The organism is Streptomyces sp. R302, assembly GCF_012927245.1.
Lineage (GTDB): Bacteria > Actinomycetota > Actinomycetes > Streptomycetales > Streptomycetaceae > Streptomyces.
Map to the genome: position 1 here is coordinate 76,020 of NZ_JABBGE010000003.1, position 13,400 is coordinate 89,419.

Sequence of the window (13,400 nt, forward strand, 5' to 3'; positions counted from 1 at the left end):
CTGTGTGCCGCCGGGGGTCAGGAGATGTGGTTGTAGGCGGGGTTGCCGGTCAGGAGGGGGGTGGCGACCCGGCCGGCGAAGGGCCGCCGGTAGTCGCCGGTGCCGGCGTAGAAGTAGCTGGTCTTGTTCGGGCCGTACGCGAAGAGGTCGGGGCGGCCGTCGTGGTTGGCGTCGCCGATGGCGACGGTGTCGGTGTAGGCGCCCCAGCCGCCGCCGATCTCCCTGCGGGCGGTGAAGGTGCCGTCGCCCTTGCCGAGGTAGAGCCAGAGGACGCCGGCCTTGTCGCGGGCGACGAGGTCGCCGTGGGCGGCGCCGCCGATGTTGCCGGTGGCGGTGAGCTGGTTGTAGGCGCCCCAGCCGCCGTTGCCGATCTTCTGGCGGCGGGCGAAGGGGGCGCTGACGTTGCCGGTGCCCTTGTAGAGCCAGAGGACGCCGGCCTTGTCGGCGGCGACCAGGTCGGGGCGGCCGTCGCCGGTCAGGTCGCTGCCGCCGGTGATCTGGGCGTAGGTGTTCCAGCCGCCGCCCAGGGACTTCCGGGGCGCGATCTTCGCCGAGTAGCCGTTGCCGGTCACGTCGTACAGCCAGAGCGTGCCGGACGTGTCGCGGGCGATGAAGTCCGCGGCGCCGCCGCCGATGCCGCCGACGGCCTCGATCCGGTCGTAGACCTGCCAGCCGCCGCCGACCCGGTCGGGCGCGTACTGCTGCACGAGGGTCTTCTTGGTGGCGTCGTACGTGGTGTCGTTCCGCCACAGCACGCCCTCGGCGTCCCGCGCCAGCAGGTCGGGGCCGCCGTCCCAGTCGAGGTCGTGCGGGGAGGAGAGGTTCTTGGCGGCGGTGAAGCTGCCGGAGGCCTCCACGGCCGGGCCGACGCCGTTCTGCGGAGTCGCCGTGAACGACCAGTCGTACGCCCCGACCTCCGCGTCCTTGCCCATCTGGGACTCGGCCGCGATCTGCGCCCAGGTGATGCCGAAGACACCGTCGCCGTAGTAGTACTCGCTGCCGGCGGACTCGCTGTAGAGGTGCAGCGTCTTCGAGAAGGACTTGCCGGTCGCGCGGTGGGTGATCTTCAGGGCGACGTCGGCGTTCTCCCGGGACAGCTTCCACTTGAGGGGGATCGGGGAGGCGAGGTCGAAGGTGGGCGGGATCTGTGTCCCGAGGTAGCGGAGCTGCACCGGCACCCCGGTGGCGGCGACCAGCTCGGCGGTCGGCCTGCCGTCCGCGCCGAGGGAGATCCGGTAGAGCCCGTCGCCGTGCTCGACGCTGCCGCCGCGCACGTACAGCGTGTTGTCGGGGCCGGGCTGGACCCAGGTCACGTAGTCGACGAGCTCGACCTTCTCGCCCGAGGTCAGGGACTTCGCCGTGAACGGGATCAGCGGTCGGTCGTCACCCGTGCCGTCGCCCTCCAGGGTCCCCGGGGTCCCGTACATCTCCCACGAGCCCAGCAGGCCGACGGCCATGCTCTCGCCCTCGTAGAGGCCGAAGTCGGTCACCGTCTCCACGCCGGTCGCACGGTCCACGGTGTAGACCTTGCCCCCGTCCTCGGCCCAGACCAGGTGCGTGGCGGAGAGTGCGCTGCTGTTGGTGAGGTCGGCGTCGGTCTTGTGGGTGGAGACCACCTTGGCGGCGGCGAGGTCCACGACGGCGTACTCACGCCGCCAGCTCGTCTCGGTCTTCACGTAGTAGGTGACGAGGGCCGAGCCGTTGCGCGCGGGGGCGGACATGAGGTTCGAGGCGCCGGACGGGATGCCCTCGACCTTCCGCTGCGTCACCGTGCCGCCGGTGCCTGTGACGAGCTGCAGCTCCACGGAGCCGTCCGCCTTCGTCACCTGCGCCAGGACCGTGTCCTTGGAGACGGCCTTCACGTAGACGCCGTTCAGCGGGCGGAGGTCGATCGTGACGGTCCTGCCGCCGTCGGCCATGTCGTGGAGCTGGAGGACCAGGGAACGGGCGGGGGTCTGCCCTCCGCCGGTCATGATCACGTCCGATCCGCTGGAGTCCGCCACCGGCGCGTCGAGCGTGGTGACCGCACCGTCCGCGTACCGGGTCCACTGGTACTTCCGCGTGCCGTCCACCCAGGCCCAGGCCAGGAAGCCGGTCTTGCCGGCCGCGGTCAGGATGCCGTTCGCCGGGTACGGCACCGGCGCCGCGTCCTGCGTGCCCGACTCGGCCGTCACGGCGGCGGGCAGCGGCGCGGCGGTGGCCGGGACGGACAGGATGCCCGCGCCGAGCGTGGCGGCGAGGACCGTGGTGATCGCGGTGGAGACGCCCCTTCGGGTTGTGAATCTGTACATCTAAGGTTCCTCCCCGGGAAATCGAAGCGACGCCCGATGGTGCCGGCGTCGTTTCCTTTGACATCCGTCCGCACCAAAGGGTTGTACGGCGGTCGGGACGAGGGGCCGTGCGACCGACCCGCCCCGCGTCAGTGCTCCTGGGCTCCGCCCGCCGCCTCGTCGCAGGCGCGGTCGCGGAAGTCGTCGAGGGAGGAGACGCGGATCTCGTCGTCGAGGGTGTAGCGGACCTGGCCGGGCTTCAGGCGGGCCAGGTCCTCCGGGGTGAAGCTGACGGGGGTGGCCGACCAGGAGCCGTCCTCGGTCCAGCCGGCGAGGCGGTAGCTGCGGCCCTTCTCCAGGCGGGCGGTCCGGGTCTCCGGGGTCCAGCGCTCCGCCTCGGGGGCGCCCGCGGTCTGCATCAGGGGCCAGGAGGTGTAGCCGGTGACCGGGCCGTCGTGGCGCCAGTCGCCGGTGATCTCCCGGGACTCCTTCGGTGCGTCCTCGGGGTAGAGCATCGCCCCGTCCACGTGGTCGTGGCACATCAGGAGGACGCCGAGCGGGGTGCCGTCCTCCGCCACCGACACGCCCGCGAGGCCGGCGGGGGTCGTCGTGCAGCCCGTGAGCAGCAGGGCGGCGGCACCGGCCGCTGCCGCCGTCAGGAGGGTCGCTCGCGCGGAGGGCATGGCCGCAATTCTGTCGGGCCGAGGGGCGGCCTGCCCAGGGGGTGACCGGCGGTAATTCGAGGTGGGCCGGGGCGGACCGGCGCTACCGTCCTGTCCATGACACGATCGCCGCGCCTGGAGCCGGTCACCCCCGCCACCCTGGACGCCGCCCTCGCCCTGCGGGTCCACCCCCATCAGGAGAAGAACGTCGCGCCCGTCGTGACGTCGCTGGCCGAGGCGTACGTCCACGGGGAGACCGCCTGGCCCCGCCTGGTCTTCGACGGCGACCGGCTCGTCGGCTTCCTCATGGCCTTCCTCGACATCGCCTGGGACGAGGAGAAGGACCCCGGCGACCGGCGCAGCGGACTGTGGCGGCTGAACGTCGCCGCCGACGCGCAGGGCGAGGGGTACGGACGCTTCGCCGTCGACGCCGTCGCCGAGGAGCTGCGCCGCAGGGGGACCGGACGGATGTACGTGACCTGGGAGCCCGGCGAGGACGGGCCCGGCGCGTTCTACCGCCGGCTCGGGTTCCGCACCACGGGGGAGGAGAGCGGCGGGCAGGTCGTCGGCGTGCTGGAGCTGTGAGCCGTGAGCCGTGAGCCGTACGGAGAGAGGGGGGAGGGGCTCCTGGGAGTCCCCTCACCCTCTCTCCCCGTGCTCAGCCCGAGCAGCCGCCGCACTGGCACGGCGCGCCCGACTGGCAGCCGCAGCCGCAGCCCGAGCCGCAGCCGCAGGCGCCCAGGACCGGCAGGTGCGTCCGCTCGTGCGGGGCCTGTGCCGCGGTCTCGGTCGTGATGGGGGATTCGGCCATGGGTCCCTCCCTGACGGGACGCGGATCGTCCCTCGTCCCCCATTCCATGCCCGCCCGGACCGGCGCATCAACGGCGCACGGAAGCCCCGTGCGCCCGTACGCCCTCTCCGTGCGCCTTACGCGCCCTCGACCGGGGTGTCCTGCGGCTGGAGCTCGTCCGCGTGCTCGCCCGTCACCAGGTAGACGACGCGCTTCGCCACCGACACCGCGTGGTCGGCGAACCGCTCGTAGTAGCGGCCGAGCAGCGTCACGTCCACGGCCGTCTCGATCCCGTGCTTCCACCGGTCGTCCATCAGGTGCTGGAAGAGCGCCCGGTGCAGCAGGTCCATCTCGTCGTCGTCCTGCTCCAGCTGCATCGCCAGGTCGACGTCCTTGGTGATGATGACCTCGGCGGCCTTCGCCATCAGGCGCTGCGCCAGCTGGCCCATCTGGAGGATGGTCGCGTGCAGGTCGTTGGGGACCGCGCGGTCCGGGAAGCGCAGCCGGGTCAGCTTGGCCACGTGCTGGGCCAGGTCGCCGGAGCGCTCCAGGTCGGCGCTCATCCGCAGCGAGGTGACCACGATCCGCAGGTCCGTCGCCACCGGCTGCTGGCGCGCGAGCAGCGCGATCGCCCGCGCCTCCAGGTCGTGCTGGAGGTCGTCGACCTTCTGGTCCGCGGCGATCACGCTCTCCGCGAGCTTCAGGTCCGCGTCGAGCATCGCCGTGGTGGCGCGCCCGATCGCCGATCCGACCAGGCGGGCCATCTCGACCAGGCCCTCGCCGATCGAATCAAGTTCCTCGTGGTACGCGTCCCGCATGGATGTCCCTCTCTCCGGGAGTGCCTCGTCTTCAGGGGGTCGCTCTGGACCCCCACGCTCCCACGTTCGGGCCCCTGTGCGTCCGGCTCCAACCCCCCGTATGAACCAGCTCTGGCCTGAAGGTGAACTCTGAGCGACGTGGCCCCCCGCCCCTTCCAGGGCAAGTGAACCGGCCCGGTCCCCAGGGTGAACTCTGAGCGACGAGTGTTCGAGCAGGCACTCGGACGGCTGGGAGAGTGTCCGTGACCACGCATAACCTGGATGGCATGGACGTGAACGCGGCGGTCGCCGCATTGGCAGCGATCGCCGGCGTGTGCACCGGCGTGATCGCCATGCTGGCGTTCCGCTGGAGCGAACGCGACCAGGCGCGACCCACCCGTACCTCCCTGCACACCGACGCCGTGCTGCCGCCCGGCGTCGACACCGTGCTCTCCGTACTGCGCTCCTCCGCGGTCGTGCTCGACGAGAGCGACTCCGTGGTGAAGGCCAGCTCGGCGGCGTACGCCCTCGGGCTCGTCCGCGGCGGGAAGCTGGCCGTGGAGCCGATGCTCAACATGGCCCGCGACACCCGCAGGGACGGGGAGATACGCCAGGTCGAGCTGGACCTGCCCCGGCGCGGCGGCGGACGCGGCGAGGCCCTCGCGGTCTCGGCGCGGGTGGCCCCGCTCGGGTCGCGGCTCGTGCTGCTCCTGGTCGAGGACCTGACGGAGGCCCGTCGTATCGAAGCGGTACGGCGCGACTTCGTCGCGAACGTGAGCCACGAGCTGAAGACCCCGGTCGGGGCGCTCTCGCTGCTCTCCGAGGCCGTCATGGACGCCTCGGACGACCCCGAGGCCGTCGTGCGCTTCGCGGGCCGGATGCAGATCGAGGCGACCCGGCTGACCAACCTGGTCCAGGAGCTCATCGACCTCTCGCGGGTGCAGAACGACGACCCGCTGGAGGACTCCGAGCCGGTGTCCGTGGACGAGCTGGTCGCCGAGGCGATCGACCGCTCGCGGCACCCGGCCTCCACCAAGCAGATCACCATGGCCTCCGGCGGAGCCGCCGACCTGTTCGTCTGGGGCAGCCGCGGCCAGCTCGCCGCGGCCCTCGGCAACCTCGTCGAGAACGCCGTCAACTACTCGCCGGCCCGGACCCGCGTGGGCATCGCCGCCCGCCGCGTCGCGGCCCCCGGCGGGGACCTCATCGAGATAGCCGTGACCGACCAGGGACTCGGCATCCCGGAGAAGGACCGCGAGCGGATCTTCGAGCGCTTCTACCGCGTCGACCCGGCACGCTCGCGTGCCACCGGCGGTACGGGGCTCGGGCTCGCGATCGTCAAGCACGTGGCCGCCTCGCACGGCGGGGAGGTCACGGTGTGGAGCACCGAGGGTCAGGGCTCCACGTTCACCCTGCGGCTGCCCGAGGCGGGCTCCGTACGGGACCGCCGGACCGCCGCCTCCCTCACCCCCGATCTCATGACCGAACCGCTTCCCGCACCGGAGGTCCTTCCGTGACCCGAGTCCTTGTCGTCGAGGATGAGGAATCCTTCAGCGACGCCCTGTCGTACATGCTCCGCAAGGAGGGCTTCGAGGTCGCCGTGGCGGCGACCGGGCCCGACGGCCTCGACGAGTTCGAGCGCAACGGAGCGGACCTCGTCCTCCTCGACCTGATGCTGCCGGGCCTGCCCGGCACGGAGGTCTGCCGGCAGCTGCGGGGGCGCTCCAACGTCCCGGTCATCATGGTGACCGCGAAGGACAGCGAGATCGACAAGGTCGTCGGCCTGGAGATAGGAGCCGACGACTACGTGACGAAGCCCTTCTCCTCGCGCGAGCTGGTCGCCCGCATCCGCGCGGTGCTGCGCCGGCGCGGCGAGCCGGAGGAGGTCACCCCGGCGGCCCTGGAGGCCGGCCCGGTCCGCATGGACGTCGACCGCCACGTGGTGACGGTCGGCGGCGGCAAGATCGACCTCCCCCTGAAGGAGTTCGACCTCCTGGAGATGCTGCTCCGCAACGCGGGCCGCGTCCTCACCCGCATGCAGCTCATCGACCGCGTCTGGGGCGCCGACTACGTGGGCGACACCAAGACCCTCGACGTCCACGTCAAGCGCCTCCGCGCCAAGATCGAGCCGGACCCGGGCGCCCCCCGCTACCTGGTCACGGTGCGCGGCCTGGGCTACAAGTTCGAGCCGTAGGATCCAGGCCCGCCCTCGTGGCCGGACGGGGTCCGGCACAGTGTCCCGAAGCCCGGGAGGCCCCTGGGGCCGAGCGGTGCGAGGGGCGCACGCGGGGCTGGGTTCGAGCCGGACCCGGGTGCCCCGCGCTACCTGGTCACGGTGCGCGGCCTGGGCTACAGGTTCGAGCCGTGAAGAGCAGTCGGTACGCAGGAAGGGGCGCCCCCCGCTCGGGGGCGCCCCTTCCTGGCGTCTGGCTGCCGCAGGCTCAGTGGCCGGCGGCGCTGCCCTCGGTGCCGTGCTCGCCGGACTCCGCGTGCTCGCCGGCCTCGGCCGAGGCGGTCGCGGTGGGGGTGGCGGCGGGCGGGAGGGGGACCTCGGACGGGCCGAAGTCCTTGAAGTAGCTCGTCGACGGGACGACGAAGGCCGCCAGGGCGACGTCGCCGGTCTCGCTGAGCGTGAAGACGACCTGCTGCGCGTCGCCGTTCTTCGCGGCCTCGCTGCCGTTGGCGATGGTGGCGGTGGCGTTGCCCTCGCCGCCGATGACGACGGAGCCGCCGGCCGGGACCACGACCGGGCCGGAGCCCTTCGCGGACTTCAGGACGACCGCCGCGTTGCTGCCGGGCAGGCTGATCGACTCCAGCGTCTGCGGGGCGCGGCCGTTGTTGAAGACGGTGGCCGAGACGACGGCCGGGCCCTTGGCACCGGGCGTCGGCTGGGTGATGACGAGCGCGTTCTGGATCTTGACATCGTCCACCGTGACGGCGGCGTTGTCCGGCCGGACGCCGAGCGTCTGGGCGTCGTTGCCGGCACCGCAGGCGGACAGCGCGGCGATCGAGAACACGATGGCGGTGGCGGCGAGAGCGCCGCGTCGAAGGCTGCGGCTCACGGCGGCGGCAACTCCTAGGACGTACGGACTACGGACGGAAACGGCTAAGGACCGGCTAAAGGTGCGTCAGCGCGCTTAGGTTACCGACCCTGACTCTCCGTCCCGCACCCGACCCGCCCCTTAGCGACGACCGCCCCGCCGGCGGCGGCGTGGGAGACGCCCGCGCACGGTCCGCGCGTGGCCGGAACACATCCCATTGGCCCGGCGTTCACATAACCGACGTGATCAATTCGGCGGCGGCGTCGCATTCCGCATGCCTTCCCTTACGGAAAAGCACGACCGGGTCGCCCGCTGATCAATTCGAGAATCCCGGCGCGATCACTCCGTACGGGTGGTCGATCCTCGAACGGAGTACGTGAAGAGGCCCACTCCTGGCAGGATGAACTAGGACATAGCGCCCTACCGGGTAGGTCCCGGATGTGTGTAACGTGCGCGTTTCTCTCCGTCGACGCAGCGGCTCCGACCTGCGAATACCGCCTTCCGGAAGCCCTCCGCAGCATGCGGGCGAGGCACTTGTCAAGCCCTGAGATATGCCCTGACCTGCGGAAACGCCATTCAGAAGAAGCCGTTTCCGTGTTACTCTGGATAGCCACGGAAGGGGTACCTGTCACATGACGTTCAAGGTTGGCGACACCGTGGTCTATCCCCATCACGGGGCCGCGCTGATCGAGGCCATCGAAACTCGCCAGATCAAAGGCGTGGACAAGACCTACTTGGTGCTCAAGGTCGCGCAGGGTGACCTGACGGTTCGCGTACCGGCGGACAACGCGGAGTTCGTAGGCGTGCGCGACGTTGTCGGGCAGGACGGGCTGGACCGGGTCTTCGAGGTGCTGCGCGCGCCGTACGCCGAGGAGCCGACGAACTGGTCCCGCCGCTACAAGGCGAACCTCGAGAAGCTCGCCTCCGGCGATGTCATCAAGGTCGCCGAAGTGGTCCGGGACCTCTGGCGCCGCGAGCGCGAGCGCGGTCTCTCCGCAGGTGAGAAGCGCATGCTCGCCAAGGCTCGCCAGATCCTGGTGAGCGAGCTCGCGCTCGCCGAGAACACCAACGAGGACAAGGCCGAGGCCCTCCTCGACGAGGTGCTCGCGTCCTGACCCATGGCTCACGCCATGCCGGGAAGCGATCCCAGCAACAATGCCGCGGTGCCCGCTGACGCACTGTGAATCCCAGGATTCCACAGTGCCGTCGCCGGGCACTGCGGCATGTTCGTCTCTTCCTTCCTCCCCTGAGCTCCGAGCGAGCTCCCTGCCTGCAGCATGGCGACGCCTCGACCGTCGTCACGGAAAGGGCCCGGTCGAGGCGTCGCATCTCAGCCTGCTGACGCCATACCCACGTCGCCCGCGGAAACAAACCTGCCGGAGTGCAACCGATGTCAGACGAAGCGCGTCCTCCTCGTACCGCCGTGGTGATCCCGGCCGCCGGACGGGGCGTACGCCTCGGCCCGGGCGCCCCCAAAGCGCTGCGCGCGCTGAACGGCACCCCCATGCTCGTCCACGCCGTCCGCGCGATGGCCGCCTCCCGCGCGGTCTCCCTCGTCGTCGTGGTCGCCCCCGCCGACGGCGTCGCCGAGGTCAAGCACCTCCTCGACGACCACGCCCTCCCCGAGCGCACGGACTACCTCGTCGTCGCCGGCGGCGACACCCGCCAGGAGTCCGTCCACCTCGGCCTCAAGGCGGTCCCCGAGGACCTCGGCATCGTCCTGGTGCACGACGCCGCCCGCCCGCTCGTCCCCGTCGACACCGTCGACGCCGTCATCGAGGCCGTCCGCGACGGCGCCGTCGCCGTCGTCCCCGCGCTGCCCGTCGCCGACACCGTCAAGGAGGTCGAGCCGGCCGGCGAGCCCGGCGCCCCCGAGCAGGTCGTCGCCACCCCGGTCCGCGCCCGCCTCCGCGCCGTCCAGACCCCCCAGGGCTTCGACCGCGCCACCCTCGTCGACGCCCACGCCACCGTCGCCCTCGCCGGCGAGGGCGCCACCGACGACGCCGGCATGGTCGAGAAGCTCGGCGCCCCCGTCGTCGTCGTCCCCGGCCACGAAGAGGCCTTCAAGGTGACCCGCCCCCTCGACCTCGTCCTCGCCGAGGCCGTACTCGCCCGCAGGAGGGCCAACGATGGCTTCTGACACGCCCCCGACCCCCGTCATCCCCCGCACCGGCATCGGCACCGACGTGCACGCCTTCGAGGAGGGCCGCGAGCTCTGGTGCGCCGGCCTCCTCTGGGAGGACGAGCGGTACGGCCTCGCCGGCCACTCCGACGGCGACGTCGCCGCCCACGCCGCCTGCGACGCCCTCTTCTCCGCCGCCGGCATCGGCGACCTCGGCGCCCACTTCGGCACCTCGCGCCCCGAGTGGGCCGGCGCCTCCGGCACCACCCTGCTCGCCGAGGCCGCCCGGATCGTCCGCGCCGAGGGGTACGAGATCGGCAACATCGCCGTCCAGGTCGTCGGCGTCCGCCCCAAGGTCGGCAAGCGCCGCGACGAGGCCCAGAAGGCGCTGAGCGAGGCCGCCGGCGCCCCCGTCTCCGTCTCCGGCACCACCACCGACGGGCTCGGGCTCACTGGCCGCGCCGAGGGCCTCGCCGCCCTCGCGACCGCCCTGGTGTACCCCGTATCGCGCTAGCCCCGGGGAAAAACGTGCCCCGGGACCGGGAATCGGTCGCGGGGCACTACCACACGCCCACTACCCTGGACCCGTGACTATTCGCCTGTACGACACCAGCGCCCGGCAGATCCGTGACTTCACCCCGCTCACGCCGGGCTCCGTCTCGATCTACCTCTGTGGCGCCACCGTCCAGGCGGCCCCGCACATCGGTCACATCCGGTCGGGGCTGAACTTCGACATCATGCGCCGCTGGTTCGCCCACCGCGGCTACGACGTCACGTTCATCCGCAACGTCACCGACATCGACGACAAGATCATCGCCAAGGGCAAGGACCAGAACCGCCCCTGGTGGTCGATCGGGTACGAGAACGAGCGCGCGTTCAACGCCGGCTACGAGGCCCTCGGCTGCCTGCCGCCCACCTACGAGCCCCGCGCCACCGGCCACGTGCCCGAGATGATCGAGATGATGCGCGGCCTCATCGAGCGCGGCCACGCCTACGAGGCCGACGGCAGCGTCTACTTCGACGTGCGCTCCTTCCCCGGCTACCTGGAGCTCTCCAACCAGGACCTGGACGACCTCCGCCAGCCCGACGAGGGCGTCTCCGGCAAGCGCGACCCCCGCGACTTCGCCATGTGGAAGTCGACCAAGCCCGGCGAGCCCGACTGGGAGACCCCGTGGGGCCGCGGCCGTCCCGGCTGGCACCTGGAGTGCTCCGCCATGGCCCACAAGTACCTGGGCTCCGCCTTCGACATCCACGGCGGCGGCCTCGACCTGATCTTCCCGCACCACGAGAACGAGATCGCCCAGGCCAAGGCCTTCGGCGACGAGTTCGCCCGCTACTGGGTGCACAACGCCTGGGTCACCATGAGCGGCGAGAAGATGTCGAAGTCGCTGGGCAACAGCGTCCTCGTCTCCGAGATGGTCAAGAACTGGCGCCCCATCGTCCTGCGCTACTACCTGGGCACCCCGCACTACCGCTCGATGATCGAGTACAGCGAGGAGGCCCTGCGCGAGGCCGAGGCCGCCTTCGGCCGCATCGAGGGCTTCGTCCAGCGTGCCACCGAGAAGGCCGGCCGGACCGTCCCGCCCGCCGCCGAGGTGCCGCCGGCCTTCGCCGAGGCCATGGACGACGACCTGGGCGTCCCGCACGCGCTGGCGATCATCCACACCACCGTCCGCCAGGGCAACAGCGCGCTCGGCGCCGACGACAAGGACGAGGCCATCGCCCGCCTCGCCGAGGTCCGCGCCATGCTCGGCGTCCTCGGCCTGGACCCGCTCGACTCCCAGTGGGCCGACGGGACCGGCGGCGGCGAGGAGCTCCACGGCGTCGTCGACACCCTCGTCCGGCTCGTGCTCCAACAGCGCGAGGCCGCCCGCGAGCGCAAGGACTGGGGCACGGCGGACGCGATCCGCGACCAGCTCACCCGGTCCGGCCTGGTGATCGAGGACAGCCCCGACGGCCCCCGCTGGACCACCGCCAACCGATAGAACACCCCGAAGACGTGCCGCCCGGAGCCCCGGGCGGCACACTTCACTTAAAAGACTTCCGCACGTACGCCAGAGGAACAGGTAGCAGTCATGGCCGGGAACAGCCAGCGCAGGGGACGTCGCACGTCCAACAAGAAGGGCGCGACGGTCGGCAGCGGTGGCAAGCGACGCCGCGCACTGGAGGGCAAGGGCCCGACGCCCAAGGCCGAGGACCGCAAGGGCCACAAGGCGTTCCGCGTCTCCAACGCGATGGCCAGGAACGCCGCCAAGCGCAAGCCCGTCGCCCGCCGCGGCGGCAAGGGCCAGTCCGAGATGGTCGTCGGCCGCAACCCGGTCTTCGAGGCGCTGCGCGACGGCGTGCCCGCCACCACCCTCTACGTCCAGCAGTTCATCGACAACGACGAGCGCGTGCGCGAGGCCCTCAACCTCGCCACCGGCCGCGGCAACATCAACATCATGGAGGCGCCGCGCCCCGAGCTCGACCGGATGACCAACGGCCTGAACCACCAGGGCCTCGTCCTCCAGGTCCCGCCGTACGAGTACGCGCACCCCGAGGACCTCGCCGCGGCCGCCTACGACGAGCACGAGGACCCGCTGATCGTCGCCCTCGACGGCGTCACCGACCCGCGGAACCTCGGCGCCGTCGTCCGCTCCGTCTCCGCCTTCGGCGGCCACGGCGTCGTCGTCCCCGAGCGGCGCGCCGCCGGCATGACCGCCGGCGCCTGGAAGACCTCGGCCGGCACCGCCGCCCGCACCCCGGTCGCCCGCGCCACCAACCTCACCCGCTGCCTGCAGGAGTACCAGAAGGCCGGGCTCACGGTCGTCGGCCTCTCCGCGGACGGCGACACCGAGGTCCACGAGCTGCAGGCGCTCGAAGGCCCGGTCGTCATCGTGGTCGGCTCCGAGGGCAAGGGCCTCTCCCGCCTCGTCGGCGAGAACTGCGACTTCCTCGTCCGTATCCCGATGCCCGGCGGCGCCGAGTCCCTCAACGCCGGCGTCGCCGCCGGCGTCGTCCTGTACGAGGCGGCCCGCCGCCGCATGGCCTGAGGCCCCGGCCGGTCACGGCCTGACGGGCGCCCCGCCCGTCAGGCCGTACCCACCAGTCCCGCGAGCCGGGCCCGGGTCAGGACGGCCAGCGTGAAACCGTCCGTGATCCGCCCGTCGGCGACCATCGCCTCCGCCTCCGCGAACGGCACCGTCCGCGCCGCCCGGATGCCCTCGCCGCCCGCGAGCCGCCCGACCCCGTCGACGTACGCGGCGAACAGCAGCGCCCGGTCCCCGATCAGCCCCGTGTCCGGGTGCACCTCACCGAGCGGCACCAGCTCCCGCACCCGCGCGCCGATCTCCTCGCCGATCTCCTTCGCCGCGTTCTCCGCGGCGCTCAGCCCGGCCGTGCCGAAACCGCGCGGCACCTCCCAGTGCCACGAGCGGGTCGCGTGCCGGTAGTGCTCGATCAGCACCACCCCGCCGTCGAGCAGCGGCAGCACCACGCACCCCGGCGCGGCGACCGGCGCCAGCGCCCGCACGTACGCGCCGGGCCGGCCGTCCGGGAACCGCACGGCGTCACGGACGACGAGCAGGTACGGGTCCGCGTAGACGACCCCGCCGGCCGCCGCCACCGCCGCCGGGTCGACCAGGACCTCGATCCCGCCCGGCTCGTTGCGGAACAACTCCGGCCGCTCCCCCCGCAACCTCTCGTACCGCCGTACCGGCTCGCCGTCCATGTGCCTGCC

14 protein-coding genes are annotated in these 13,400 nt (G+C 72.1%); 8 read left to right on the forward strand and 6 right to left on the reverse strand.

The annotated features are described in order from the left end of the window. Positions 1 to 17 precede the first annotated feature (17 nt). Positions 18 to 2,291, reverse strand: coding sequence for a VCBS repeat-containing protein (locus HHL19_RS09805; RefSeq protein ID WP_169087783.1), 2,274 nt, complete (start codon positions 2,289 to 2,291; stop codon positions 18 to 20). A 128-nt stretch (positions 2,292 to 2,419) separates the two neighbouring features. Next, positions 2,420 to 2,953, reverse strand: a complete 534-nt coding sequence (locus HHL19_RS09810) for a hypothetical protein (protein ID WP_169087785.1) — start codon at positions 2,951 to 2,953, stop codon at positions 2,420 to 2,422. 96 nt (positions 2,954 to 3,049) lie between these two features. On the opposite strand from HHL19_RS09810, the gene HHL19_RS09815 reads away from it, so the two are divergent. After that, positions 3,050 to 3,517, forward strand: a complete 468-nt coding sequence (locus HHL19_RS09815; protein WP_169087787.1) for a GNAT family N-acetyltransferase — start codon at positions 3,050 to 3,052, stop codon at positions 3,515 to 3,517. A 73-nt stretch (positions 3,518 to 3,590) separates the two neighbouring features. Here HHL19_RS09815 and HHL19_RS09820 read toward each other — a convergent pair whose 3' ends face one another. After that, positions 3,591 to 3,743, reverse strand: a complete 153-nt coding sequence (locus HHL19_RS09820; protein ID WP_169087789.1) for a hypothetical protein — start codon at positions 3,741 to 3,743, stop codon at positions 3,591 to 3,593. Positions 3,744 to 3,859: 116 nt separating this feature from the next. Continuing rightward, positions 3,860 to 4,540: a phosphate signaling complex protein PhoU gene (phoU, locus tag HHL19_RS09825; protein WP_031009786.1), complete on the reverse strand. Its 681-nt coding sequence runs from the start codon at positions 4,538 to 4,540 to the stop codon at positions 3,860 to 3,862. A 266-nt stretch (positions 4,541 to 4,806) separates the two neighbouring features. Between phoU and HHL19_RS09830 the strand changes: the two genes are divergently transcribed. Both HHL19_RS09830 and HHL19_RS09835 read left to right on the forward strand, forming a co-directional pair. Further along, positions 4,807 to 6,036, forward strand: coding sequence for an ATP-binding protein (locus tag HHL19_RS09830; RefSeq protein ID WP_169087791.1), 1,230 nt, complete (start codon positions 4,807 to 4,809; stop codon positions 6,034 to 6,036). Continuing rightward, positions 6,033 to 6,713: a response regulator transcription factor gene (locus HHL19_RS09835; RefSeq protein ID WP_043226173.1), complete on the forward strand. Its 681-nt coding sequence runs from the start codon at positions 6,033 to 6,035 to the stop codon at positions 6,711 to 6,713. The genes HHL19_RS09830 and HHL19_RS09835 overlap by 4 nt, the downstream gene beginning before the upstream one ends. Before the next feature lie 247 nt (positions 6,714 to 6,960). Here the strand turns inward: HHL19_RS09835 and HHL19_RS09845 are convergent, their stop codons facing one another. Further along, positions 6,961 to 7,581, reverse strand: a complete 621-nt coding sequence (locus HHL19_RS09845; protein WP_169087793.1) for a DUF461 domain-containing protein — start codon at positions 7,579 to 7,581, stop codon at positions 6,961 to 6,963. Between the two features lie 611 nt (positions 7,582 to 8,192). Between HHL19_RS09845 and HHL19_RS09855 the strand changes: the two genes are divergently transcribed. The 5 genes from HHL19_RS09855 to rlmB all read left to right on the forward strand — a co-directional run bounded on the left by HHL19_RS09855 (position 8,193) and on the right by rlmB (position 12,714). Next, positions 8,193 to 8,675 (forward strand): CarD family transcriptional regulator, encoded by a 483-nt coding sequence (locus tag HHL19_RS09855; protein WP_003953493.1) that lies wholly within the window; start codon positions 8,193 to 8,195, stop codon positions 8,673 to 8,675. Between the two features lie 275 nt (positions 8,676 to 8,950). Further along, positions 8,951 to 9,700: a 2-C-methyl-D-erythritol 4-phosphate cytidylyltransferase gene (ispD, locus tag HHL19_RS09860; RefSeq protein ID WP_169087795.1), complete on the forward strand. Its 750-nt coding sequence runs from the start codon at positions 8,951 to 8,953 to the stop codon at positions 9,698 to 9,700. Further along, positions 9,690 to 10,196, forward strand: coding sequence for a 2-C-methyl-D-erythritol 2,4-cyclodiphosphate synthase (gene ispF / locus HHL19_RS09865; protein WP_169087797.1), 507 nt, complete (start codon positions 9,690 to 9,692; stop codon positions 10,194 to 10,196). The genes ispD and ispF overlap by 11 nt, the downstream gene beginning before the upstream one ends. Positions 10,197 to 10,269: 73 nt before the next feature. Continuing rightward, positions 10,270 to 11,667: a cysteine--tRNA ligase gene (cysS, locus tag HHL19_RS09870; RefSeq protein WP_169087799.1), complete on the forward strand. Its 1,398-nt coding sequence runs from the start codon at positions 10,270 to 10,272 to the stop codon at positions 11,665 to 11,667. Positions 11,668 to 11,757: 90 nt separating this feature from the next. Continuing rightward, positions 11,758 to 12,714: a 23S rRNA (guanosine(2251)-2'-O)-methyltransferase RlmB gene (gene rlmB, locus HHL19_RS09875; protein WP_169087801.1), complete on the forward strand. Its 957-nt coding sequence runs from the start codon at positions 11,758 to 11,760 to the stop codon at positions 12,712 to 12,714. A gap of 38 nt (positions 12,715 to 12,752) precedes the next feature. Here rlmB and HHL19_RS09880 read toward each other — a convergent pair whose 3' ends face one another. Further along, entirely contained in the window at positions 12,753 to 13,391 is a 639-nt protein-coding gene (locus tag HHL19_RS09880; RefSeq protein ID WP_169087803.1) for an NUDIX hydrolase, read from the reverse strand. Positions 13,392 to 13,400 lie beyond the last annotated feature (9 nt).